The sequence below is a fragment of the Lachnospiraceae bacterium JLR.KK002 genome (assembly GCA_036941025.1).
Classification (GTDB): Bacteria; Bacillota; Clostridia; order Lachnospirales; family Lachnospiraceae; genus Petralouisia.
In genome coordinates this window covers 297926-323839 of the sequence record JAYMNP010000001.1, presented here as the reverse complement: position 1 = coordinate 323839, position 25914 = coordinate 297926, and the positions used below count along the sequence as shown (strand labels likewise).

Genomic DNA, 25914 nt, shown 5'->3' with positions numbered 1-25914 from the left:
CCTCCTTATCCCTTATGACGCCGGGCCAGTTCCGCCACGTTTTCTTCCACCCGTCTCTTATTCAGAGGATAGATAAACCAGAGGCAGAGAGCAACCAGCACAAAACCGATGGCCGGAGCAATACAGGACATTTTAAAAATCCCCTCCGTCACATCCGGGTCAAAGGCTGTGGCCTGGGTATAGCCAATCATGGCAAGAAGCACTCCGGTCAGACCGGAAGAAAGGGCCTGTCCCACTTTTCTTGCAAAGGAGTACACCGCATAAATGGTTCCGTCCTCCCGCACATTATTTTTCACTTCCGCATCGTCAATCACGTCTGTAATCATGGCCCATATGATGGTATTGAAAAATCCCATTCCCACATAAGCTACCGTAAAAAATCCCACATATACGAAAGGATTTGCCGGATGGACAAGGAAGCAGAGGAGAAAAACCGCCGCCGAAACCAGGCAGGAGGCAATGGACAGTTCTTTTTTTCCGAATTGGGTGGACAGTTTTACCGCCAGCGGCGCACAGATTGCCAGCACTGCAATGGAGCCTGCCAGTGTGGACGCCGACTGTGCCTCAGGGCTTCCGTAAAAATTGGGAAATACAAATCCCGCCATTCCCTGCATGGTAAGCTGAGCCAGAAGCAGGGCAATGGCTGCCGCAATAATGCCCAGCAGGGACTGGTTCGTCACCAGACTTTTCAGCAGTTTTCCGATTTCCAGCTTCTGGTTGTTGGCCGGCACGTCCACACGTTCCCGCACCAGGTTAAAACAGAGCAGGTAACAGAGAATAGCCAGCACACTGAACACCCCTGCAATTATGGTCATACGTGGCCCGGAAAGAACCGTATTTCCATTCACTGTCTCAAAGGCAAACAGCGGCGTACCCACGCCGATTACAAGTCCCGCCAGCGTGGCCCCGATGGTTCTCCAGGTGGACAGCTCCGCCCGGTGTTTCGGATCCGGCGATATGGCGGAAGCCATGGAACCATAAGGAATATTCACAGCGGTGTAAAAGATAGAGCCCCACAGTATGTAGGTGACAGCCATCCAGAACACCTTAAATCCATACGCCATATCTGCAAAAGCCGACTGATAAATCAAAAACGAAGCAATGGCCACCGGACCGCATATCCGCTTTATCCAGGGACGGAATTTTCCGTCTTTGGTGGGCCTGGAGCGGTCCACAATCTGCCCCATGGTTACATCGGTAAAAGCGTCGATAAACCGGGCCGCCATCATAAGACCGCCCACAAGACCGGCGCTGATCCCCATCACATCCGTATAAAATTTCAGCATAAAGCTGGAAGATAAAATAAATGTGAAATCATTTCCGAAATCACCGAACATATATCCGATTTTGTCCTTCATGCCAAAAGGCCGGACCGAAGATTCAGAATTTGCTCCCATAGCATTCCCTCTCTTTTCTAAAGTTTTAAAATACCTGAACAGTATTTGTTATTTTTCTGTGAATTATGCCTTTTCCCTGTCAATCTGGATTAACTGGGCATTCAGGCTTTCCACAAATCCTTCCGGCATCATGGAACCTGCCATATTTGCCATGTCTTCCGGCTTCATGTTTTTCATCATGTCCCACATGCCCACACCCGGAGCCAGATCAAAGTTTGTTGCCAGCTTGATGGCCCTGGCGGTAATCTCCATGGCTTTCTGTGATCTGGCGATTTCTTCCATGGTACAGCGAACATTATATTTACCCTCCGGAAATTCCATAGGCGCTTTCAAATCCAGATTTCCCGCCAGTTTAAACCAGTTGGCCACTCCTTCTGCCCGCTCATTTACCTCCGGCAGCACGTAGATTTCCGGTTCTTTTTCCACTTTCTCAATGGTCATGCTGTCTTTGCAGTCCCCTGCCGCAGCAAGAATGGAATTGAAACCCTCTTTCAATGCCACGGAAAAGACAAATACTTTTTCTGCAGATTTCACGCTTTCCAGCACTCCGTTTACATACAGAGATACCATGGGCTGATTGGAGTACACCCGGATTTCCGTGGTTTCTCCTGCACGCTGCGCATACCGCCTGCCGCAGAGATGAATCATGGGTTCCCGGCTCCAGTATGCTTTGTAAATATAATAGCTGTCCTTTTTCGTTTTCCGGTCCATGGTCACCAGGCCTTTATTGTTCCTTCCTGCCACGCCGCCCTCATTTCTGGCCGCACATCCGAAATCAAACATATTCCATACATGGCTGGACCAGAGCCAGGGCCGCTCATCCAGTACCTTTGCCATATGCTCGTGATAAAGGGCCTGGTATTCCTCGCTGTAATCCTTGCAGGCCGGTTTGGGCCCATGCCAGTTGATAATTCCCTCGCAGCCGTACTCGGAAACACCGATGGAAATCTCCGGATGTTCTTCGTGAAACCGGTCAAACCAGGGGCCGTTATCCTCCATTTTTCCGCCGTACCAGCCAAAATAATGGTTGTAACTTTCCACATCCGTAATCCCGTGCACCGGGCTGTCTTCAGGCGTCATGGATACATGGGCAATGGTGGTAAGCCGGGTGGAATCCATCCGTTTGCACAATGCATTCAGTTCCTTATGGTTTTCCACAAGCTGTTCTGAAATACCTCCAATCAGAATCTCATTGGAAATGCCCCAGAAACAGATACTGGGATGATTGTAATTCTGAAGTACCAGCTCCTTTAACTGAGAAATACAATTCTGATGGGCCGCCGGGTCTTCATTCATTACGCTGATAAAAGGAATCTCCGCCCACACCACAAATCCAAGCTCGTCACAGGCGTCATAAAAGTCCTGGGAATGCTGGTAATGGGCCAGCCGGATGGTATTTGCGCCCAAATCCTTAATCATGCGGGCGTCGTTGTAATGGTCTTCCCTGGTCAGGGCATTTCCCTTATAGAGCATGTCCTGATGGCGGCTGACCCCCCGCAGAGGAGTGGGAACTCCGTTCAGAATAAATCCTTTGTCCGGATCGCAGTAAAAGCTGCGAACTCCTGCCCGCACCGAAACCTCATCGTATGCCTCATTGCGCCGCTGCAATGTTGCTGTCACCGTGTACAGATACGGATTGTCACAGTCCCATAGCGTCACATCCGGCACATATACCCTTACCTCCGTGCTGTCTGCCGGACGCACTGCGCTGGCAACTTCCGTTCCTTCCGCATTTTTAATGCTGTACATAACGGTAAAATTCTCATCCGTATGCACCGGCCAGGACTCCAGTTTAAATTCCGCTCCGCCGTTGCCGTCGGGCATCGGAGTTACCATAAATCCAATACTGCCCCAGTGCTCCAGATCAAAATGAGCTTCCGGCACGCTGATTAAATTTACGCCCCGGTAAAGTCCCCCGTAAAAAGTAAAATCCGCAGACTGAGGATAGACGCTGCTTTTGTTTTCATTGCTGCAGGCAATGGCCAGCAGGTTTTCCCCTTCTTCTTTGCAGGCGTCCGTAATATCTGCCCGGAAAGTGGAATATCCTCCTTCATGGTAATATTCCCCTTTTCCGTTCACATATACGGTGGCCTGCTGTCCGGCAGCCAGTATTTCCAGAAATACCCGTCCGCCTTTCAGAGGCTGCCTGGGGGTCTCGAAGGTTCTGACATACCAGTAGCATCCTCTGTCATAACTTCCGTTTCCGTCATGACCGTCCACAGCGTTCCAGGTGTGGGGCAGTTCCACCGGTTCCCAGTCCTGAGGCATTGATTCAGGGAGCTTTTTATTTTCTTTTGAAAATTTCCACTCCCCGTTCAGATTAATCACATTTCTCATATCATTCCTCCTTTTCATTTCCTACAATATTTTTCCAGATAAAGTATTTTTTATACGTCATTTCCCACAATACACGCAATGTTTCTTTGTCATATTTTGTCATTTATGTGCATTTTACATGCTACATTTCTTTACATACTCTGGCGAGATACGATTTTTGGTACTTTTTGCATTATTTTTATTTTGCGTTGATTTCACCTGAAAAATATGCAAAAATATATAAAATTTTTGTAACTGTTCAGAATTGAATCAGAAAAGAGGTTGACTGTCATGGAGCAGATATTGTTGTCGTTTGTACAGGATTTACTGAAAAATAACGCCATTCCGATTCACTGCATCACCCTGCCCTGTGAAGATTATTCCTGGCTGGATTTCGGCCTCCGTTCTGCCATCCTGGAAAATCACGACCATGAGTTTATCCGAAACTATCTGGATAAACTGAAAGAAAATACCATATACTACCTGAAAGACGCCCTGTATTGCACTTATACCATGATGCGTATTCCAAACAGCCGCAGACTGATGGTCTGCGGCCCTGTGCTGTTGGAAGAAATGCCTCCTTCCCGGCTGAAAGAGCTGTTTCGGAAAATGAAAATTCCGGAGAACCAGCAGCCTGTTCTGCAGGGATTCTACCTGCGGCTGACCAGCTTTCCGGCTCCCACGGTTTACAGCAATATTTTTCTTACCCTTGGAAATTATCTGTTTGGCGAAAACCAGTACGAACTTGTGTATGATGATTTTAATGACAGGGACAGCTGGTATGAAACCTGTGTCCATTACAGCAATGTGGAAGATTCCCGGATGAATATCCGTATGATAGAAGAACGATATGCCATTGAAAGGCAGATTCTGGACGCGGTGGCCAGCGGCAATGAAACCAGGGCATTGAGCATTATTTCCAGTCTGGCCGGACATAACCTGCCATACCGGCTGCCCTGCAGCCTCAGGGACAGCAAGGACTATGCCATAGCCTTTAATACCCTGCTGCGCAAAACCGTAGAACAGGCCGGCGTGCACCCCATTCATATTGACGCCCATTCCAATCTGAATGTAAAGCTGATTGAGCAGACTTCCAGCAAAGCCCAGTGCAACGCAATCCAGCTGCAGCTTGTGCGCAATTACTGCCGTATGGTGCGCAAACATACCCTCAAAGACTACTCCCTGCTCACCCGGAAAGTCATGACGTATATCAGTACCGACCTGACTTCAAATCTGAGCCTGAATGCCATGGCAGAACTGCTGAACGTGAATGCCAGCTACCTGTCCACCCTGTTTAAACGGGAGGTGGGCGTCCCCCTTACGGATTATGTCAACCGCCAGCGGGTGGAACAGGCCAAAAAACTGCTGGTGGCTACGGATTTCCCCATCAAAAGCATTGCGGAGAAATGCGGCGTCCCGGACGTGTATTATTTCAGCAGAATGTTCAAAAAGCGCACGGGATGCACGCCGAAGGTTTACCGGGAACAGACCGGATGGGAACGGGAAATGTAAATTGATATCAGATATCACTGCTTATTTCCTGTTCCGCTTTACCAGGAGCCAGTAAGCAAAAACAATCAGTGCCACTACACATAGCATACTATATACCCTCCTAAAATTCTTTGTTTTTCATAATGGAAATACTGATTTTTACAGATATCAGCAGAAGAATCACTGCTATAACCATAAGCGCGGCCACTATAGTTCCCATACTTGCCGCAGACAGGATGCCGAGCATATCTTCTATATCAATCCTGAACATCCGGGCTGCTTTCACAGCCGCAATTCCAATCACAGACAGCAGGCCAAACACACCAATCAGAGCAATTCGTCCTTTTTCGCCGCCGAATTTTAACTGAAAAGGTATCATAACTGCCTGAATCACAATCAATGGAGGCAACATCATCACTGCCATCATCACCGTTTCAGAAAGGGACGCTGTTTCCCGCAATATGACGGCACCCATGGCTAAAAGCACTGACAACACCCAGGCACCGCCGCCCAGCAGAAGTGCGAGGCAATATTTTTCAATGGTGTAACCTGCGCGACTGACAGGCAGCGTAAATAAAAACGCATTCCCGTTGTCAAATTCGTCATAACTTATGGTGCTTAATGTAAATAGCGACAACACAAAAGGAAGAAAGCTCATCATAAATGACAAATCTTCTGAAAAAGCCGCCATGCCGACGGATATGACAACAATGACGAAGAAGAAATTTTTCTGTCCTTTCATCAGTCTGAAATCCTTAATCAATAAACCTTTCATAATTCCTGCCCCCTTATCATCATTGTAATCACTGCGTCAATCGTTCCTTTTTCTACTGCGATTTTCGGATAGTTTTCCATATAATACTGTTTCTGACCGGTCAGACAGCTATACCCCCAGGCTTCCTTTCGGTAACGCAGGATATACTGTTTCTCCATTTCGTTAAACTGTTCTCCCTCTGCCTTCAGCAAACCATAATCGCTCAGCAAAACATCCGTATCTTCATGTAATATTATTTTTCCGTTGTGTATCATATAAACATCGTCACATAAAGTTTCCAGATCACTCGATATATGGGAACTGATAAGAATAGAGCGTCTCTCATCCTGTTCCATAAATTCCCGCAGCATATCCAGCAATTCATCTCTGGCAACCACGTCAAGCCCTGCGGTGGGCTCATCGAGGATTAACAGCCTGGCATTGTGGGAAATTGCCGCAAGCATTTTCAGCTTTGCTTTCATTCCCGTTGAAAATTCTTTCATTTTTTTATCCATGGGCAGCCCGAATCTGCGTACCTGTTCTGTGAAAAAGGGATAATCAAACTCTTTATACAGATTTTTCAGAACAGGGATAATATCGTGAATCGTTAAATATCCGCTGAATCCGGAATCAGAGAGGACCACGCCTAAATGTTCTCTGTCCTCCGGCGTAAATTCCGACAAATTTTTTCCAAAAATGGCAACATTGCCGCCGTCCGCGGAAATCAGTCCCAATGCCCCTTTAAAAGCGGTGCTTTTTCCTGCACCGTTCTGCCCAATCAGGCCGGTCACACAGCCTTCCCGTACTTCCAGAGAACAGTCCAGAGAAAAATTGTCGTATTCTTTTTTGAAATGTTCTAATTTCAGCATATTCATCAGCCCTCCAAAATCAATTCAAATAAACTCTTAATATCTTCGTCGCTGATTCCGCAGCGCCTGCCTTTCCGGATTGCCTGTTCCAGATCAGCTTCCAGTTCTTTTTTCTGCTCTTCCAGCAAAAGCTCAGTGTTGACAGCCGCCACATAGGTTCCTTTTCCATGTACGGTTATGGTAAAGCCCTCGCTTTCCAGAGTGTCATATGCCTTTTTTACTGTTAAAGCGCTGATTTTCAGTTCCTTTGACAGTGTGCGGACAGACGGAAGACTATCGTTTTCCTTTAGTTCTCCATTGCGTATGAGGGTTTTTATCTGGTCTGTAATCTGCTCATATATGGGAACCATTAAGGATGTGTTGATAATAACCTTCATGTTCTTCCTCCTTACGCATAACAGTATATAACAGTATTTATCTGTTGTCAACTGTTATATGGTGTTTATTTCTATTTTTCAGGATAAGAGATTACAAATCCATTTAGACAAAAGAATGAACCCCCAAACCGTATTGCCTTACAGTTTGGGGGTTCTGTAAAATGTATTGTCAATTTACAGTTCCTGATTAATATTACGAATCACCCGGCAGGGATTCCCCACTGCCAGCGAATCCGGAGGCACATCTTTTGTAACCACGCTTCCTGCTCCTATGACGGAGCCCTCTCCTATTCTGCTCATATGCAAGGGTATTGTATTCCTGCAGCAGATCCCTTGCTCTGGTCTTGAATTCCAGAAAAACCCTGTCATGACAGTTATAATATTTCCCTGCCATGCACTTTTCCAGCTCATTCATTCCGCCACTTCCGTTTCCTTTGCAGACATATATAATATACCGTTTTTAAAAATTCTCTTCTGTTTTTCCCTGGTTTCGGGGGCATACCCCTGCCAGTTCACCCAGACGGATTTCTGTTTCCAGTCCTTCCCGGCTGTTCTGCCAAATCTCCTCCTTCACTTCCAGCCGGTCTTTTTCCAGCAGCAGAAGTATGGTGGAGCCGCCGAATTCAAAATATCCCTTTTCTTCCCCCTGAAATACTTTCCCGTCTCTGGGATAATTGTGAATTTTCCCCACCATCATGGCTCCAATTTCCATCTGGATAATGGTTCCGAATTTCGGCGTATAAATCTGTGCATATTCCCTGCTGTTTTCTGCAAATACCGGAAATGCTTCACAGGCTGTGGGGCGTACGCAGTGCAGCTTTCCCGGAATAACCCTGGTTCTTCTTACCGTACCGTCGCTGACATAACAGTAGCGGTGATAATTCTGAGGGGTCAGCCGGAAAATCAGACAGGTTCCTCCCGCAAAGTGTCTGGCCAGTTTCCGGCTTTTCAGCAAATCCTCCAGCCGGTATTCGATATGCTTAATCTGATAAGTCTGTGTTTCGCTGACCGGATATACGCTCAGCCAGCCGTCGCATGGGCTGATCAGATGTTCCGGCGTAATATCTATCTCTTCCATGGAACGTTTCCTGGTAAAAAAAGCGTTAAAAGAGCGGTACTTTTTCTCATAATCACTCATGTCTATATGGTGCTTTCTGATAAACAGGGGCACCAGCCACCGGGACAGCCTGGAATCCAGAAATCTTCCTGCTGCCCTGGATACAAAAGGCCGGGTCAGCACTTTCAGAAACATGCGCCCCGACATTGTCTTATATAAAAATCTTACGGTAAATGATTCTTTTTTCATATGTCACCTGATTCTCTCTAAAAAAGAATTTCGTTTTACGAAATTCTGCGCCGCAAATGCGTCGCCCTGGCGACATATTTCCTTTGCATTTGCGTGTGCATCTTTGTTTTTGTCTTACAGGAAAGATACTTTCACGCTTTAGCGTGACAAGGTCTTTCCTGTAAGACAAAAACGAAACTATATAATAGTTCCGCCGCCTGCTACCATATCTCCGTCATAAAATACCACCGCCTGTCCGGGCGTAATGGCACGCACCGGTTCATGGAATCGGCAGAATACCCTGTCTTCTCCCGCTTTCCGAATGGTACAGGGCGCTCCTTTATGATTATAACGGATTTTGGCTGTCACGTCCAGTTCCCCCTCCAGTTCCGGAATGGACATAAAGTTCAGCCTGTCCCCGTAAAGCTCCGTTCCGAATACCTCATCATTGCTGCCCAGTACCACCTCATTGGTGTCCGGCCGAAGCTTCGTCACAAATACCGGAACCCCCATGGCAATTCCAAGGCCTTTGCGCTGGCCGACGGTATAGTGGGTAATTCCTCTGTGCCGGCCCAGTACTTTTCCGTCTTTCGTGACAAAGTTTCCCGGCGGAGGCACATCTCCTTTTCTTTCCCGCTCAATAAAACCGGCATAATCGTGATCCGGAATAAAACAGATTTCCTGGCTGTCCGGCTTATCCGCAACCCGAAGTCCGATATTCTCTGCCATGGCGCGGATTTCCTGTTTGCTGTAATCTCCCACCGGCATCAGCGTATGGGCAAGCTGGTGCTGGGTCAGATTATACAGGGCATAGGTCTGATCTTTTCCTTCCGTAACGGACTTCTGCAATGCAAATCTGCCGTTGGAAAGCTGCCGGATTCGGGCATAATGGCCGGTGGCGATGTAATCTGCCCCCAGGGCCATGCTGCGCTTTAACAGCGATTCCCATTTCACATAACGGTTACAGGCAATACAGGGATTGGGGGTATGGCCCCTGAGATACTCCTCTGTAAAATAATCTATTACATTTTTCTGAAATTCATCTCTGAAATTCATGACATAATATGGAATATCCAGCATTGCCGCCACCCGCCTGGCATCCTCCACCGCGGACAGGCCGCAGCAGCCGCCCTGTTCTTCCTGCACCTGCTCCGATTCCTGCTGCCAGATCTGCATGGTAACGCCCATGACCTCATATCCCTGTTCTTTCAGGAGCCAGGCTGCCACAGAAGAATCCACGCCGCCGGACATTCCCACAACTACTTTCTTTTTTCCCATAAATTTTAGTAGTCCTCTTCCTCTTCTTCCTCGCTGATGTCATTTTTGGGCTTTTCCAGCCCTTCAATCTGAATGCCGTTTTTCTCCGCATAATCCCAGAGAGCCGCATGGATGGCTTCTTCCGCCAGCAGAGAGCAGTGTACTTTCACCGGAGGAAGTCCGTCCAGTGCTTCCATAACCGCTTTATTGGTTACCTGCAGCGCCTCCTGTATGGTTTTGCCTTTTACCAGTTCCGTAGCCATGGAGCTGGTTGCCACGGCCGCGCCGCAGCCAAAGGTTTTAAATTTAACATCCTGAATAATTCCATTATCATCTATGTCCAGAAAGATACGCATAATATCGCCGCATTTGGCGTTCCCTACGGTTCCCACGCCGCTGGCATTTTCAATTTCTCCTACATTTCTGGGATTTTTAAAATGGTCCATTACTTTTTCACTATACATTGTTCTTTCCTCCGGATATTTATTTAACTGTTGTGCTTCTTATAATCTTCATATAAGGGAGACATTTCGCGAAGCTGATTTACAATTTCTTTAATTGCCTCCACGGTGTAATCAATATCTTCTTTTGTGGTGTCCTCTCCCAGGGTAAGCCGCAGGGAACCGTGGGCAATTTCATGAGGCAGGCCAATAGCCAGCAGTACATGGGAAGGATCCAGAGAACCGGATGTACATGCGGAGCCGGAAGACCCGCAGATTCCCTTCATATCCAGCATAATCAGCAGGGATTCCCCTTCCACAAACTGGAAACAGAAGTTCACATTGTTAGGCAGACGGTTGAGTCTGTCCCCGTTTACTCTGGTATAGGGTACTTCTTTCATTACACGTTCCATCAGATAGTCCCGGAGCTCCCGCTCTTTTCCGGTGCGCTCTTTCATGCCGGCCATTGCCAGTTCCACAGCTTTTCCAAATCCCACAATACCCGGCACATTCTCTGTGCCCGCCCGGCGCTTCCGCTCCTGAGCGCCTCCATGAACAAAGGAACGGATTTTAACTCCCTTGCGGATATAGAGAAAACCAATGCCCTTGGGACCGTTCAGCTTATGGCCGCTGCTGCTGAGCATGTCGATATTCAGTTCATCCACATCAATGGGCACCTGCCCGAATGCCTGTACCGCGTCGGTATGGAAAAGAATTCCGTGTTCTCTGGCAATCTTTCCAATCTCAGCCACAGGCTCAATGGTTCCGATTTCATTATTGGCAAACATAATGGAAATCAGAATGGTATCAGGCCTTATGGCCTTCTTCAGTTCTTCCAGCTTCACCACCCCGAATTCATCCACATCCAGATATGTGACCTCATATCCGTTCTGCTCCAGCCACTGGCAGGTATGGAGCACCGCATGATGTTCGATTTTGCTGGTAATAATATGCTTTCCCTTCTCTTTATACGCTTCTGCTGTGGCTTTGATGGCCCAGTTGTCAGCCTCGCTTCCTCCGGCGGTAAAATAAATTTCATTGTCTCTGGCTCCGATGGCCTTTGCAATGATTTCCCTTGCCTCTGACACTGCTTCCCTGCTCTTTCCGCCGAATTCATAAACGGTAGATGCGTTTCCGTAAAATTCCGAAAAATACGGAAGCATTGCTTCCACTACTTCCGGCGCTGTCCTGGTTGTTGCCGCATTATCCAGATATATCATTTTTCCCATTTTTCACACCTCTGTTACTTAAATTAAATCTGCCTTTTACTTTCTTTTACCAGTTCTCCTATATAAATGCTGTTCACCGTATCGTTGATGCTGTCGTTGATACGTTTCCAGACAATTTTGCTGACACACTGGGAAGAACTGCTGCACTGCCGGCTGCTGTCTATTCCGGCGCATTCCACCGGGATCAGGTCTCCTTCCAGCGCTCTCAGAACATCTCCCACAGAAATTTCTTCCACCGGTTTTGCAACGGTATATCCGCCGTTGACGCCCCGGAGGCTTTTTACCAGTCCTGCTTTCTTCAGCTTCGCCATAAGCTGTTCCAGATAGCTGACCGAAATTTCCTGCCGCTCTGCAATACTGTTCAGAGAAACCGGCTTTTCCTCGCCCCAGACTGCCAGATCAATAAAGGCCCGCAGCCCATATTTTCCTTTTGTAGATAATTTCAACCTATCACCTCTGAATTCCGAGTGTTTTAGTGGGGATTTGTCACAAACGCATAGTATCATGTTTTTCTTCCTGTGTCAAGGTTCTTTTTCCCTGTTCCGGTACATAGATTAAAATAATCCTGAATTTTTCCCCGGAGGCATTATGAATTATAAATCTCTGCGCAACCACCCGCTGATTACCGGAACTCTGCTGCTGACCCTGTCGGGCCTTCTTTCCCGGCTCATTGGCTTTTTCTATAGAATATTCCTTTCGCAGAGGATTGGTGCTGAGGGAATGGGAATTTACCAGCTTACCTTTCCCATCCATGTCCTTACCATTTCTCTGACCTCCTCCGCCATACAGACCGCCATTTCCCGGTTTGTGGCCCAGGCTGCCAGTTCCGGCTGCAACAGCACCCCCGGTTCCCCATACTGCCGGAAATCTTTTCACAATGAAAAATGCTATCTGACTGCGGGCCTTACGCTGTCTCTGTCCCTGGCGTTTGCCTGCACCCTGTTTTTATACCGCTTTTCAGACTGGATTGCCATTGCATTTCTGGAGGAACCCAGGTGCGCCCCGCTCCTTCAGATTCTGTCCCTCACCATTCCTTTTGCGGCCATCCATTCCTGTATCAACGGTTATTTCTACGGACTGAAAAAAACATTTGTGCCCGCCGCTTCCCAGTTGCTGGAACAGTTTATCCGGGTAGCCAGCGTATGGCTGTTTTTTGAAATTTCCATGGAAAAACACGGCGCCATCTCTCTGAATCTGGTGATTTGGGGTATGGTTGCCGGAGAACTTGCCGCCGTTCTTTTTTCCGTCAGCTTTCTGCGCAGAAAAAAGAACCGGGGCAGCCGCCTGGGAGCCATGCATCAGATTTTTCTGATGTCTCTTCCCTTAAGCGCCAACCGGGTTCTGGTAAATATTCTCCAGAGTATGGAAGCCGTGATGATTCCGGGACAGTTGCGCCAGTACGGCTACTCCACCTCCGAATCCTTAAGCGTCTACGGCATCCTGACAGGTATGGCTCTGCCCATGGTGCTGTTTCCTTCCGTACTCACCAACTCCGTATCCGTCATGCTCCTTCCTGCCATTGCGGAAGCGCAGGAAAAAAAGGAACACCGTTACATCCTGACCCTGATTAAGCGCACCTGCTTCTACAGTCTTCTGCTGGGCTTTGGATGTACCATGATGTTCCTGTTTCTGGGACGGTGGATGGGTTCCTTCCTCTTTGGAAATGAACTGGCCGGAACCTTTATTGTGATTCTGGGCTGGATTTGTCCTTTCCTGTATCTTTCCACCACCCTGCACAGCATTTTAAACGGGCTTGGAAAGACCACTTCCACCTTCTTTTTAAATGTTATGGGCCTTGGCATCCGCATTGGATTTGTTCTGTTTGTGATTCCTGCGGCCGGTATCAAGGGCTACCTGTGGGGCCTTCTGCTCAGCCAGTCCGTAATGGCGGCCGGCGCGCTGTTTCTGCTGCTCCGGAAAAACAGCGCCCTTAAAACTTCCGAAATTCGTTAATATCATTCACCAGTTCCCGTATGCAGCGAATCTGATTGTCAAACACTCCCGCCTTATAGAGGTTAATCAGAATCATGCCCACGGGAACTGCAATAATCATTCCCACAATGCTGCTGATTTTATACCCGATATACATGAAAAACAGGGTTGCCAGGGGATTCATACCAATGGTATCTCCCACAATCTTGGGCTGGATAACCTGACGCACAATCTGGGTTACCGCATAGAGGATAATCAGGCCCACTGCCATCCGGTAATCTCCGGACAGAATCTTAATCACTGCCCAGGGGGCCAGCACGGTCCCTGTGCCAAAGAAAGGCAGCATGTCCAGAAATGCGATGATAAAAGCCACCAGCAGCACGTAATTGACTTTCAGAATAAAAAGCCCGATAACCAGCAGCACGTAGACTACGCCCATAATTTTAAACTGGGCTTTGAAATAACCGCCTACCACCCGTTTCAAATCCTGAATCACCCCGGCCACCCGGTTCCAGATGCCGGAAGGTACGCTTTTCTTCATTTCAGCCAGTATGGCGTCCCGTTCTGCTGTAAAAAAGTAAGCGGAAAGAATACTCATAATAATGGCAATCAGTGTTCCCGGCACATTTTTGGCAAAATTACCCGCCGCTTCAAAGGTGGGTTCGCCGATTGCCTGCACCAGGCCGCCCACATATCCTGCGAATTCAGAAGTCACTTCCTGAATATCTTCCTGGGTATCTTTGGGAAGCCTGTCATAAAATCCCTGAAAATTCTCTCCGATTTCCTCAAAATCTTCCTGAAAATTCTCATAAATCTCCGGAAGGCTGGAAATCAGGTTCCCCGTTTCCACCACCAGACGGGATACGGCCAGATACCCCAGTCCGATGACTGCTGCCAGCACTGCGATAATAATCATCATGGAACTGTGCTTCCGGACGATTTTTACCTTTCTTTCCAGAAAACGCACCAGCGGATTGGCAATCATGGAAATAATCCATCCAACCACAAAGGGCATGAAAAACATCAGTAATTTTGGAAAAATAACACAAAGACACACAATGGTAAACACTGCCACCAGCAAATTTACAAGTATCTTCCAGTATTTTGTCGACTGTTTCACGCTACCACTCCCTGCTTTTTGGAACGCATACTGTCTGCGCCTGAAAAATTTTTCTGCCAAATCTGTACATCTTACGCTTCCGACCGTCTTTCCACACCGTAAGCCGCTTCCAGTTCTTTTACTTTTTCATCGTAAGCCGCCTGCTGCCTGGTCTGAATCACCTGCTGATGAATCTGCTCCCGTACCTGCCCGAAAGGCTTTACAAAACCTTCTTTTTTATCCTCCACCAGAATCAGATGACAGCCAAACTGCGTCTCCACCGGGCCGATTACCTTCCCGGTTTCTCCTCCAAAGGCCGCTTTTTCAAATTCCGGCACCATCTGTCCTCTGGTAAAATATCCCAGGTCTCCGCCTTTCTCTCCGGAGGGGCAGGTGGAATATTTCTTTGCCGCCTCTGCAAAATCCAGCCCCTGCTCCAGCTCTTTGCCGATATTTTCCGCCTGCTCCCTGGTCTCCACCAGAATATGTCTGGCTCTTACCTGGGCTTTCTCCTGGAACTGCTCCATATGTTGCTCATAATACTCCTGTTCTTCCGCTTCCGTTACCTGAATGCTCTCAACCACACTGGTCGCCGCCATATGGCTGGCCAGCTCCACCTTTACCTTTGCCACCAGTTGCTGGTATTCCTGAGATTCCGTAATCCCCTCGTCCACTGCCATCTTATAAAACAGATGGAATGCAATCAACTGTTCCAGTACCTGCTGTTTTGCTCTGGGGTCCGACATGTAAATCTGCTGCTCCGGAGGATAATTGCGAATCAGATTATCAAGCTCCTGCTCTGTGATTTCATGTCCCGCTGCTACTGCTAAAATTTTTTCGCTCATGTTTCCTGCGCTTTTGCGCGTCCTTTCTTTGTAGTTAATTTTAAATTTAATTTATTTCCATCATCCGGCCTGTTTTCCTTCGCAATTGCTATTTTACCATACGAAAATAACTTCGTAAAGACGGGGATTATGCACATTCACACATTATTTTTCCTGCCCCACACATATGTGGCAAAATAAATCACAGAAGCAATAATCACAATGGAAGGCCCGGTGGCCACATTTACGAAATAGGAAATAATCAGCCCCAGTATGCCGGAAAACAGGGAAAACAAAACAGAAAAGAAATGGTACTCCCGCATATTTTCCGATATGTTCCGGGCAGAAGCCGCCGGAAGAATCAGCAATGCGTTGATAATCAGAATTCCCACCCATTTAATGGAAACCATAACGATTAATGCGGTCAGAACCGCAAAAAGATTTTCCATGAGAGCAACCGGAATACGCCGGCTTCCCGCCAGCGTGCGGTTCAGACTCACTGCCAGCAGTCTGTTAAATCCAAATATCCAGAATACAAGCGTGATTATAAAAATCAAAACAAGATATAATATTTCCCGCGGTGTGATGCTGAGAATATCCCCCACCAGAATACCGGAATACTTACTGAAATTCCCTCCTTTTGACAGAATTGCCAGCCCCAGGGCAACGCTGCAGGAGGAAAAGACAGAAATCACCGTATCGGTGGAAGCCGCAATTCTGCTGCTAATCTGATTTAAGCACAGTGCAAACACCACTGCAAATACCACCATGGAAATACCTGTATTCTCCACACCGAATACCACGCCCACCGCAATTCCCGTCAGAGCTGAATGGCCCAGTGCATCGGAAAAAAACGCCATTTTCCGATTGACAATCATAGTTCCCATCAATCCAAACAGAGGCGTAATAATCAACACTGCCAGAAAGGCATATTTCATAAAATCATACTCAAGCCAGGAGAAAATCTCCATCTGTTTTCCTCCTTTCCCGTTAAGGCCTGCTGCGGTTCCCATCGTTTTGGCCCGTACCGGAAATCCTTTCCGGCTCCTGCCCGGAACTGCTCTGCCTTACGGACGTCTCCTCCGCCCCCGTCTGAAAGGTTTCGGCAAATTCCCTGCTCCGGAATACTTCTTTCACGCTTCCCTGCTTCAGCACTGTTTTATCCAGCAGAATCACTTTATCCGCATAGCGCCTGACGTATTCCAGGTCATGGGAAATCAGGATAACCGCCAGATCGTATGCCTCCTTCAACTGGTAAATAGCCTGGTAAAAAAGCTCCATTCCATTCCTGTCCATCCCGGACACCGGTTCGTCCAGCAGCAGCAGGTTAGGGGAATCCATCACCGCCATGGACAGCAGCACCCGCTGCAGTTCCCCGCCGGAAAGGTTGCACACCTGCTTATCCAGCAGATGTTCCGCCTGAAAAATCCTCAGATGTTCCAGAATGTTCTCTTTTACTTTTCTGCTTTTCATCAGAAACACCGGCGCATTGCTCTGATAAGAGGCAATCATGTCATAAACGCTGACCGGAGTTTGCTTTTCCATATTCAGGGACTGGGGTACATAACCAATCTTCATTTTCTGAATCCGTCCGTTCTCCCGGTCTTTGAATTCTATTTTTCCCGTATGAGGCGTCTCACCCAGAATGGCCCGGATTAAGGTGGATTTTCCGGCGCCGTTGCGTCCGATTACCGCATTCAGGCTGCCGCAGTGAATATGCAGATTGATATCCTCAAGAATTACCTGTTCGGCGAATGTTACGCCTAAATGCTTTATCTTAATGCAATGCAGCCCGCAGGGCTTTACCATTTTCCGCAATTTCCGTCTCCTTCTCCGACAGCACCTTACCAGGCTGCCTGTTCCAGAATTTCAATATTTTTCTCCGCGCCTTTCAGATAACTGTCCGTTTCATATTGTCCCCGTACCAGAGTATCCAGATAATACACCTGACAGTCCGTTTCTGATTCCACGGTTTCACCCAGTTTTCTGCCATATGTTTCCTCTGCCAGAATCACAGATACCTGATGTTCCTGAATTGCTGCCAGCAAATCGGCAAGTTCCCCGGCGCTGACCTGCCGCTCCTCATCCAGATTCAGGCAGTATACCACATTCAGCCCCAGTTCATCCGCCACATAGGCGAAGGCCTCATGGAAAATAACCACATTAAGAGCACTGCTCTGGCCACCGTTCTCTTTATTTCCGGCAGATTTTCCTTTTTCTTCCAGCTTTTCTCTCAGGGCTGCAAGCCTGTCTGTCAGTTCCTGGATTTTTTCGCAATAATCATCTGCATGTTCCTGATAACGTTCTCCATGTTCCTGGTCCGCCTGGCTGATAACATCTGCCATATTCCGAACCATCTGGCAGTATCTCCTGGTGTCCATCCAGCCATGGGCGTTTTTTGCTCCGTGGCCATGGTCTTCCTCCTGCACATGCATTTCTTCCGACTCATGAAATATTTCCTGGATGGAATCACTTCCATATTCCTCCAGCAGTTCAACTCCTTCTGCTATCTCTTCCACTGCCAGTTCAGGACAGGTTTCTCCTGCTTCTTCCAGAAATCCTTCTATTCCGCCTCCGTTTACTAAAAATAAATCTGCCTTTGACAATAGTATCATATCCTGGGGAGTGAGCTGATAGTCATGGAGACATCCGGTCTGTGGTTCGCTTAAATTCTCCAGCAGTACGCTCCCGGTATCCCCCACAATATTTGCAGCGGCAATATAGACAGGATAAAAAGAGGTTACAATCCGCAGCTTTTCATCCTCCTGGGACTGTTCCTCCAGACTCATATATGCTTTCGTAAAAATACCGCCTGCCAGGGTAATGGCAAGCAGCATACAAAATACAAACAGATATTTATTTCTTCTCACGTCTCCCTCCTGATTTTGCAGGATTTCCTTCATTTTTGCGAGGTGCTGAGGGATTTTTTGCAAGCACCTTCGCAACTTCCGGTATCTCATCTATAAAATTCCAGATTTCATCCCGTCCCTGTTTCGTCTGGGCAGAGTAAGGGAAAACGGGAGTGCCTTCCTTCAGCTTAAGGCCGTTGCGAATCATTTTTACATGCTTCTGCACCTGGCTACGGTTAATTTTGTCCAGCTTTGTTGCTATGATAACGGGGTCAAATCCCTGACAGACAACCCAGTCATACATCTGCCTGTCATTGGCGGAAGGCTCATGGCGAATATCAATCAGCAGAAATACCACCTGAAGCTGACTGGACGTATGCAGATAATTTTCAACCATCTGCCCCCATTTCTCCTTCTCCCTGGGAGACACTTTTGCATATCCGTATCCCGGCAGGTCCACCAGATACATGCAGTTATTAATATTGTAATAATTGATGGTCTGGGTTTTTCCCGGCTGGGCAGAAGTCCTGGCCAGGGCTTTCCGGTTCATCAGACCATTAATCAGAGAAGATTTGCCTACGTTGGATTTGCCTGCAAAAGCCACCTCCGGCCTGTCTGTATCCGGCAGTTTACTTGTGATTCCGCATACTGTTTCCAGTTCTGCTGATTTAATAACCATACGATTCTCTCTTTCTGTCCGTTTCTGACGGAAAGTTTCCGGCTAACCGACCTGGCTGCCAAAAACAGTCTTTGGCTGAATGCACCTCTTTTGACGCCCCGGATATAGCAGCCGTCTATTCCGGCAGAAGAGCTGCCTCCAGTACCTGTTCCATATTTTCCACAAATACAATTTCCAGCCCCTTTTTTATTTCCTGGGCAATTTCCGCCACATCCGGCTCGTTTTTTACCGGTACGCAAATCGTCCGGATTCCCGCATTTCTGGCTGCCAGAATCTTTTCTTTCAGGCCGCCGATGGGAAGCACTCTTCCCCGCAGGGTAATCTCTCCGGTCATGGCCACATCTTTGCGGACTTTCCGCCTGGTAATAGCAGAAAGCATGGCCGTGGCCATGGTAATTCCGGCGGAAGGACCGTCCTTTGGTACCGCTCCCTCCGGAATATGGATGTGAATATCCCATTCCTGGAAGAATTCTTTGTCAATTCCATAGGTTTCACTGACAGAACGGATATAGCTGATACCGGTCCGGGCCGACTCTTTCATAACGTCTCCCAGTTGCCCGGTAAGCTGGAATTCTCCTTTACCCGGCATAATGTTTACTTCAATCTGCAGGGTATCTCCTCCCACACTTGTCCAGGCCAGTCCTCGCACAATTCCAATCTCATCTGTCTCATTTATTAAATCATAATTATATTTCTCTTTTCCTAACAGTTTTTCCAGTCTGCTTCCTGTGATCTTGACAGACTTTTTATTTTTCTGATAAATCTCTCTGGCTGCTTTCCGGCAGATTTCTCCGATTTTGCGCTCCAGATTACGAACCCCTGCTTCCCTGGTGTAACCGCTGATCAGACGCTCCAGGGCATGGTCGCTGATGGTTAGCTGGCCTTCTTTCAGACCGTTTTTCTCCATCTGCTTGGCAATCAGGTGCTCTCTGGCAATATGTGCTTTTTCATTTTCTGTGTAGCTGCTGACTTCAATAATTTCCATACGGTCCAACAGCGGTTTGGGAATGTTCTGCAGGGAATTGGCTGTTGCAATAAAAAGCACTTCGGACAAATCCAGGGGAAGTTCCACATAATGGTCCCGGAATTTGCTGTTCTGCTCGCTGTCCAGCACTTCCAGCAGGGCAGAGGCCGTATCTCCCTTGTAATCGCTGCTTATCTTGTCAATCTCATCCAGCAGCATCAGAGGATTTTTGACGCCGGCATTTTTCAGACCGTTGGCGATTCTGCCGGGCATGGCTCCCACATAAGTCTTTCTGTGACCGCGGATTTCCGCTTCATCCCGCACTCCGCCAAGGCTGATACGCACGTATTTTTTATCCAGTGCGCGGGCCACGGAACGGGCAATACTGGTTTTTCCGGTTCCGGGAGGGCCCACCAGACAGATAATGGGGCTATCGCCTTTCCTGGTCAGGTTCCGCACCGCCAGAAATTCCAGCATACGCTCCTTGACCTTTTCCATACCATAGTGGTCTTCGTCCAGAATGCGCTCCGCATCTTCCAGATTCCGGTTATCTTTGGAGGCTTTGTTCCAGGGCAGTTCCAGAAGGGTCTCTATATAGCCCCGAATCACCGCACTTTCCGAGGAATTCAGGGAAACATTTTTAAAACGTTCCACCTCTTTTTCCAGTTTTTCCTTTACTTCCTGTTCTGCGTTGAGCTTTTCCGTCTCCTCCAGGTAATGTTCCGCTTCGGATATGGTATTGTCCTCTCCCAGTTCTTCCCGAATCAGCTTCATCTGCTCCCGCAGAATATATTCTTTCTGGTTTTTGTCTACTTTTTCCTTTACTTTGGTCTGAAACTCCGTTTTAATCTGTATAATGTTGATTTCATTTAACAGAATAATCATCAGTGTTTCATACCGCTCCTGAATGGAATCTGCCTCCAGAATCTTCTGTTTTTCCTCATAACCCACCGGCAGATTATTGCCAATGTAATCCAGCAGTTTCTCCAGTTCGGGTATCTCCACCATCTGTCTGGCAATTTCTTTCCCATGCTTGGGATTCAGCAGACAGTATCGGGTAAAGGTTTCCTGTATGCCTCGTATCATGGCCTCCTGAATTTCCACCGGAAGGAGTTCTTCTTCCCGGTTCAGAGGTTCTACCTCTGCCTGAAGGTATTCCTCCTGCTCCAGAGAAATCAGGCTGGCCCGTGTTTCTCCTTCCACCAGCACGCGGACCACATTATTCTGCAGTTTGATTACCTGTTTGATTACCACAATAATCCCGATGGTATATAAATCTTCCAGTTCCGGTTCTTCTTTTTCGATGTGCTTCTGAGTCACCAGAAATACCATCTGGTCTTCCATCATGGCCGTCTCCACAGCCCGGATGGATTTACTTCTGCTCACATCAAAATGTGCCACCATACCGGGGAGGATAGTCATTCCCCGAAGTGCCACTGCCGGAATTTTTCTGTACGCTTCCTTCATGTTATCTCATCTCTCCTCAGGCAGACTTGCTCTCACTGCCGAATGCAATCTCCACTTCCTGTTCGTTCTCCACGGCTGCTTTTGTAATATGGCAGTGGGTAATGGATTCGTCGGAAGGCACCCGGTACATCAGATCCATCAGCACCTTCTCCACGATTGCACGCAGCCCTCTTGCGCCTGTTTTTCGTTTCAGGGATTTTTCCGCAATTGCTTCAATGGCATCTTCCTCAAAAGACAGAGCAACGCCGTCCAGTTCAAACAATGCTTCATACTGGCGAATCAGTGAATTTCTGGGTTCCTTCAGGATACGCACCAGAGCGTTTTTGTCCAGAGCTTCCAGGGAAACCGTCACCGGCACACGTCCCACAAATTCCGGAATCAGGCCGAATTTTACAAAATCCTGGGGCAGCGCCTGTTTCAGGATAACGCCCAGATTCTTTTCCCTTTTGTCTGCAATTTCCGCATTAAATCCCATGGATTTCTGATCCATTCTGTTTTCCACAATTTTGTCCAGACCTTCAAAAGCACCTCCGCAGATAAACAGAATATTAGTGGTATCAATCTGAATCAGCTCCTGCTGGGGATGCTTCCTTCCGCCCTGAGGGGGAACGCTTGCTACGGTTCCTTCCAGTATTTTCAGAAGTGCCTGCTGAACGCCTTCGCCGGACACGTCTCTGGTAATGGAAGGATTCTCTGATTTTCTTGTAATCTTATCAATTTCATCAATATAGATAATGCCTCTCTGGGCGCGCTCAATATCATATTCTGCCGCCTGAATGATTTTGAGAAGAATATTTTCCACGTCTTCTCCCACATATCCGGCTTCCGTCAGTGCGGTGGCGTCTGCAATGGCAAAGGGCACATTCAGAATCCTCGCCAGTGTCTGGGCCAGCAGCGTCTTGCCGCAGCCTGTGGGGCCCAGCATCAGAATATTGCTTTTCTGCAGCTCCACACCCAGATTGGGCGGCGCCAGAATTCGTTTATAATGATTATACACCGCAACAGAAAGCACTTTCTTGGCTTCCTCCTGCCCGATTACATATTCGTCCAGGAATTCTTTTAATTCCACCGGCTTTAAAAGATTGATTTCTTCCACTTCCGGTTCAACGTTTTCCTCTTCTTCCAGTTCTTCTTCTATAATTTCCGCGCAGATATCCACGCATTCGTCACATATATATGCTCCGTTTGGTCCTGCAATCAGCTTACGGACCTGCCCGTCTGTCTTTCCGCAGAAAGAGCAGCGAATCCTGTCATCTATTCTCCCAGCCATTTCTTCACTCCGTTCTTCCTTTTCTTCAAGATTAAACAGGGAAGCCAGCTGCTTTCCCTGCCTGCTGCACAGGACACATGCTGCAGCCGGAACTGCCCTTTGCATAAATCCCTGTGCACTTAAGGGACAGTGGCAAATGCCCGCTGTCCCCTCAGTTCTTTTATTTCTTACTTTCTGTTTGTAATGACACCGTCAATCAGGCCATACTCTTTTGCTTCCTCCGCAGACATATAATTGTCACGTTCCGTATCTGCTGCAATCACTTCATATGGTTTCCCTGTATTTTCAGATAAGATGGTATTCAGACGATGTTTTGTCTTCTGAATATTATCCGCCACAATCTGAATGTCTGTTGCCTGGCCTTTGGCTCCACCGGAGGGCTGGTGAATCATGATTTCCGCATTGGGAAGGGCAAAGCGCTTGCCTTTGGTTCCTCCCGCCAGAAGAAATGCACCCATGCTTGCTGCCAGTCCGATGCAGATGGTCTCCACATCGCATTTAATATAATTCATGGTATCGTAAATTGCAAGTCCTGCTGTTACCACGCCTCCTGGGGAATTGATATACAAATGAATATCTTTCCCCGGATCTTCCGATTCCAGAAACAGAAGCTGTGCCACAACAAGTCCTGCTGTGGTTTCATTTACTTCCTCTCCCAGAAAAATAATCCTGTCTTTTAACAGCCTGGAATATATATCGTAGGACCGTTCTCCTCTGCTGGTTTGTTCAACGACGTAAGGTACTAAACTCATTCCATATTCCTCCTTATTCCCAATCCCCAGATATGGTACATGTCTTATGCTTATTCTGCCTGTTCTTCTGCTTTCTCCACAATCAGATCCACAGCCTTCTGAATTGCCAGGTCTTTCTTCATGTTTTCTTTCTCATTGTCGCCGATAATTTCTTTCAGCTTGTCAGCTTCCATGCCGTACATTCCGGCCATATTCTCAATCTCGGCCTCCACATCTTCATCGGACACTTCGATATGCTCCGCCTCCGCGATGGCTTCCAGTACAAGGCCTGACTGAATCCGCTTCAGTGCATCCGGCTTCATCTGCTCCATCAGCTGCTCAACGGTAGAGCCTGTGAACTGCAGATACTGCTCCATTCCCAGTCCCTGCTGTGCCATTCTGTTAGCAAAATCATCCACCATGGAACGGGTCTGGGTATCAACCATTGCATCGGGAATCTCCATCTGAGAATCTTCGATAATCTTCTGAATTGCTTCTTCCTCTTTTGCATGTCTTGCTTCGTTCTCTTTGCGCTCTGTCAGTTTCTTCACAACGCTTTCTCTGTATTCTGCAAGGGTGTCAAATTCCGAAACGTCCTGTGCAAATTCATCGTCCAGATCCGGAAGCTCTTTGGTCTTAATCTCATTGATTTTCACCTGGAATACTGCAGGTTTGCCTGCCAGCTCCGGTGCATGATATTCTTCCGGGAATGTTACATGGACTTCCAGCTCATCACCGGTATTTTTTCCAATTAACTGTTCTTCAAAATTATCAATAAAGGTATGGGAACCGATAACCAGAGAATGGTTCTCACCCTTTCCTCCTTCAAATGTTTCTCCATCCATAAAGCCTTCATAGTCAATCACCGCCGTATCTCCGTCAGCCACTGCCCGGTCTTCCACGGTAATCATTCTGGCATTGCTCTCACGCTCTTTCTCTATTTCAGCGTCTGTCTCTTCTTCTGTTACAGCCACATCCGTCTTCTTCACCGGAACGCCCAGATATTTGCCCAGAGTCACCTCCGGCTTCACAGCAACTTCTGCAGTAAATATGAAACTCTTTCCCTTTTCAATCTGTTCCACACCAATCTCCGGCCGGGAAACAATCTCCAGTCCGGACTCGTCAGCCGCTTTGGGATATTCCTGAGAAACAAGCTCATTGACAGCATCCTCATAAAAAATTTCCGGGCCATACATTTTCTCAATCATATGTCTTGGCACTTTTCCTTTACGGAAACCCGGAAGGCTGATTCTGCTTTTCTGCTTCATATATGCATTCTGAATTGCTTTTTCCAATTCTTCTGCCGGAACCTCAATGGTGAGTTTTGCCATATTTTTCTCCAAGTTTTCTACCTGTACGCTCATTGCTACGATTTCCTCCTTAATATATGTGGTAATCCTTATAACTTTTACTATTATAAAGCCTGATTCCCTAACTTACAATCATTTTAAAAGTATAGCACACTTCTTATAAAAATACCAGCACTTTTTTCAAAACTGACATGAACTTTCCTGCATCACAGAAATTGTCTTCCGGTCCGTATCACACCGACAGAAAAAGAATCCTGCAATGCAGGATTCTCCGTCTGCCGCTTACTCCAGATCCAGCAGTTCCTGCATGAAATTACAGTAATCGCTTCTCTGTTCTCTGATAAATTTAATGGCTGTGGAAGGATGGCTGTTCAGAATACCTGTTACAAGATAGGGAATATCATATCCCCATACCACGCCTTCTGCCTTTAATTTCAGCATATGTTTTTCCACAAAGCGGATGATGGGAATTTCATCATATTTGGGATTTTTCAGGAAACTGAGCAGCGGCTCCATAAAGCAGTTCCCGGCTCCCCGTCCCATGCCGCTGACTGTGGCATCCAGCAGGCTGACTCCCATACGGCATGCTTCAATGGTATTGGCAAAGGCAAGCTGCTGATTGTTGTGGGCATGGATTCCCACATTTTTTCCGTTGGCTTCCGCAATCTCCACGTATTTCTGAGACAGCTTTGTAATCTGCTCCGGATAGAAGAACCCGAAGCTGTCCACCAGGTAAATGGTGTCCACCGAGCTTCTTGCAAGAAGCTCCAGGCCTGCGTCCAGGTCATCGGTATTTACTTTGGAAACCGCCATAATGTTTACACAAACTTCATACCCTTTCTTTTTCAGATGTTCAATCATTTCAACGGCTGTGGGTATCTGATGGATATAAGTGGCCACCCGCACCATGTCAATGACACTGTCCTTTTTCGGCAGAATATCCCTTTTGTAATTACAGCGTCCCACATCCGCCATCACAGAAATTTTCAAAGGCGACCGATTATCCCCCACAACAGCCCGGATGTCTTTTTCTTCACAGAACTTCCATTTTCCAAAGGCCTTTGGATCAAACAGTTCTCTGGAGGCTTTATAACCAAATTCCATATAATCAACACCGGCTTTTACATTCGCTTCATACAAATCATGGACAAACTCATCCGTAAAAGCAAAATTATTTACAAGTCCGCCGTCTCTCAGCGTACAATCCACAACCTTGATATCGGGACAATAATCCATTAATGTTCTCTTATTACACTGTTCCGCACTCATTTCTTATCCCTCCGTAATCTGTCTTTTCGCACTTTAAACCGTTAAAGTTCCTTTATCATACAAAATATTTGTCTTTTTGTCAACCTGGATTTACACAGGCTGCTG

The 25914-nt window shown here is 47.4% G+C and carries 24 protein-coding genes and 1 pseudogene; 2 read left to right on the top strand and 23 right to left on the bottom strand.

What is annotated here, in order from left to right:
• Positions 1-5 precede the first annotated feature (5 nt).
• Positions 6-1397, bottom strand: a complete 1392-nt coding sequence (locus VSQ32_01605) for a glycoside-pentoside-hexuronide (GPH):cation symporter (GenBank protein ID MEH2941578.1) — start codon at positions 1395-1397, stop codon at positions 6-8.
• 63 nt (positions 1398-1460) lie between these two features.
• Positions 1461-3734 carry a glycoside hydrolase family 2 TIM barrel-domain containing protein gene (locus tag VSQ32_01600; protein MEH2941577.1) on the bottom strand — a complete coding sequence of 758 codons (2274 nt, stop codon included), beginning with the start codon at positions 3732-3734 and terminating at the stop codon, positions 1461-1463.
• A 270-nt stretch (positions 3735-4004) separates the two neighbouring features.
• Between VSQ32_01600 and VSQ32_01595 the strand changes: the two genes are divergently transcribed.
• Positions 4005-5225 carry a helix-turn-helix domain-containing protein gene (locus tag VSQ32_01595; GenBank protein ID MEH2941576.1) on the top strand — a complete coding sequence of 407 codons (1221 nt, stop codon included), beginning with the start codon at positions 4005-4007 and terminating at the stop codon, positions 5223-5225.
• Positions 5226-5325: 100 nt separating this feature from the next.
• On the opposite strand, the gene VSQ32_01590 is transcribed toward VSQ32_01595, so the two are convergent.
• The 10 genes and pseudogenes from VSQ32_01590 to VSQ32_01545 form a co-directional block, all read right to left on the bottom strand.
• A complete protein-coding gene (locus tag VSQ32_01590; GenBank protein ID MEH2941575.1) occupies positions 5326-5979 on the bottom strand; it encodes an ABC-2 transporter permease in 654 nt (217 codons plus the stop codon).
• On the bottom strand, positions 5976-6827 hold the full coding sequence (locus VSQ32_01585; protein ID MEH2941574.1) for an ABC transporter ATP-binding protein: 852 nt from the start codon (positions 6825-6827) through the stop codon (positions 5976-5978). Before VSQ32_01585 ends, VSQ32_01590 begins: the two co-directional genes overlap by 4 nt.
• 5 nt (positions 6828-6832) lie before the next feature.
• Complete coding sequence (locus VSQ32_01580; protein ID MEH2941573.1) at positions 6833-7204, bottom strand: GntR family transcriptional regulator; 372 nt, start codon at positions 7202-7204, stop codon at positions 6833-6835.
• A 174-nt stretch (positions 7205-7378) separates the two neighbouring features.
• Positions 7379-7504: a hypothetical protein gene (locus VSQ32_01575; protein MEH2941572.1), complete on the bottom strand. Its 126-nt coding sequence runs from the start codon at positions 7502-7504 to the stop codon at positions 7379-7381.
• A 41-nt stretch (positions 7505-7545) separates the two neighbouring features.
• A pseudogene (locus VSQ32_01570) lies at positions 7546-7598 on the bottom strand (hypothetical protein).
• A 66-nt stretch (positions 7599-7664) separates the two neighbouring features.
• Positions 7665-8510: a phosphatidylserine decarboxylase gene (locus tag VSQ32_01565; protein MEH2941571.1), complete on the bottom strand. Its 846-nt coding sequence runs from the start codon at positions 8508-8510 to the stop codon at positions 7665-7667.
• Positions 8511-8687: 177 nt separating this feature from the next.
• Positions 8688-9767, bottom strand: a complete 1080-nt coding sequence (gene mnmA, locus VSQ32_01560; protein MEH2941570.1) for a tRNA 2-thiouridine(34) synthase MnmA — start codon at positions 9765-9767, stop codon at positions 8688-8690.
• A gap of 5 nt (positions 9768-9772) precedes the next feature.
• Entirely contained in the window at positions 9773-10210 is a 438-nt protein-coding gene (gene nifU, locus VSQ32_01555; protein MEH2941569.1) for a Fe-S cluster assembly scaffold protein NifU, read from the bottom strand.
• 23 nt (positions 10211-10233) lie between these two features.
• Positions 10234-11415, bottom strand: a complete 1182-nt coding sequence (nifS, locus tag VSQ32_01550; protein MEH2941568.1) for a cysteine desulfurase NifS — start codon at positions 11413-11415, stop codon at positions 10234-10236.
• 23 nt (positions 11416-11438) lie between these two features.
• Positions 11439-11861, bottom strand: coding sequence for an RrF2 family transcriptional regulator (locus VSQ32_01545; protein ID MEH2941567.1), 423 nt, complete (start codon positions 11859-11861; stop codon positions 11439-11441).
• 142 nt (positions 11862-12003) lie between these two features.
• On the opposite strand from VSQ32_01545, the gene VSQ32_01540 reads away from it, so the two are divergent.
• Complete coding sequence (locus VSQ32_01540; GenBank protein ID MEH2941566.1) at positions 12004-13368, top strand: polysaccharide biosynthesis protein; 1365 nt, start codon at positions 12004-12006, stop codon at positions 13366-13368.
• On the opposite strand, the gene ytvI is transcribed toward VSQ32_01540, so the two are convergent.
• The 11 genes from ytvI to VSQ32_01485 form a co-directional block, all read right to left on the bottom strand.
• The gene (gene ytvI, locus VSQ32_01535; protein MEH2941565.1) at positions 13346-14467 is read right to left on the bottom strand and encodes a sporulation integral membrane protein YtvI; all 1122 of its coding nucleotides are present in this window, start codon (positions 14465-14467) and stop codon (positions 13346-13348) included. The genes VSQ32_01540 and ytvI overlap by 23 nt on opposite strands.
• A 71-nt stretch (positions 14468-14538) precedes the next feature.
• A complete protein-coding gene (locus VSQ32_01530; protein MEH2941564.1) occupies positions 14539-15291 on the bottom strand; it encodes a peptidylprolyl isomerase in 753 nt (250 codons plus the stop codon).
• A gap of 137 nt (positions 15292-15428) precedes the next feature.
• Entirely contained in the window at positions 15429-16241 is an 813-nt protein-coding gene (locus VSQ32_01525) for a metal ABC transporter permease (GenBank protein ID MEH2941563.1), read from the bottom strand.
• Positions 16242-16260: 19 nt separating this feature from the next.
• Positions 16261-17079, bottom strand: a complete 819-nt coding sequence (locus tag VSQ32_01520) for a metal ABC transporter ATP-binding protein (GenBank protein ID MEH2941562.1) — start codon at positions 17077-17079, stop codon at positions 16261-16263.
• A gap of 35 nt (positions 17080-17114) precedes the next feature.
• Complete coding sequence (locus tag VSQ32_01515) at positions 17115-18140, bottom strand: metal ABC transporter substrate-binding protein (protein ID MEH2941561.1); 1026 nt, start codon at positions 18138-18140, stop codon at positions 17115-17117.
• Positions 18127-18798 carry a ribosome biogenesis GTP-binding protein YihA/YsxC gene (yihA, locus tag VSQ32_01510; protein ID MEH2941560.1) on the bottom strand — a complete coding sequence of 224 codons (672 nt, stop codon included), beginning with the start codon at positions 18796-18798 and terminating at the stop codon, positions 18127-18129. Before yihA ends, VSQ32_01515 begins: the two co-directional genes overlap by 14 nt.
• A gap of 115 nt (positions 18799-18913) precedes the next feature.
• A complete protein-coding gene (gene lon / locus VSQ32_01505; protein ID MEH2941559.1) occupies positions 18914-21229 on the bottom strand; it encodes an endopeptidase La in 2316 nt (771 codons plus the stop codon).
• Between the two features lie 16 nt (positions 21230-21245).
• Positions 21246-22499, bottom strand: coding sequence for an ATP-dependent Clp protease ATP-binding subunit ClpX (clpX, locus tag VSQ32_01500; protein ID MEH2941558.1), 1254 nt, complete (start codon positions 22497-22499; stop codon positions 21246-21248).
• 167 nt (positions 22500-22666) lie between these two features.
• Positions 22667-23251 (bottom strand): ATP-dependent Clp endopeptidase proteolytic subunit ClpP, encoded by a 585-nt coding sequence (gene clpP / locus VSQ32_01495; GenBank protein MEH2941557.1) that lies wholly within the window; start codon positions 23249-23251, stop codon positions 22667-22669.
• A 50-nt stretch (positions 23252-23301) separates the two neighbouring features.
• Positions 23302-24594 (bottom strand): trigger factor, encoded by a 1293-nt coding sequence (gene tig / locus VSQ32_01490; GenBank protein ID MEH2941556.1) that lies wholly within the window; start codon positions 24592-24594, stop codon positions 23302-23304.
• Between the two features lie 228 nt (positions 24595-24822).
• The gene (locus VSQ32_01485; GenBank protein MEH2941555.1) at positions 24823-25809 is read right to left on the bottom strand and encodes an aldolase catalytic domain-containing protein; all 987 of its coding nucleotides are present in this window, start codon (positions 25807-25809) and stop codon (positions 24823-24825) included.
• Positions 25810-25914: the final 105 nt, after the last annotated feature.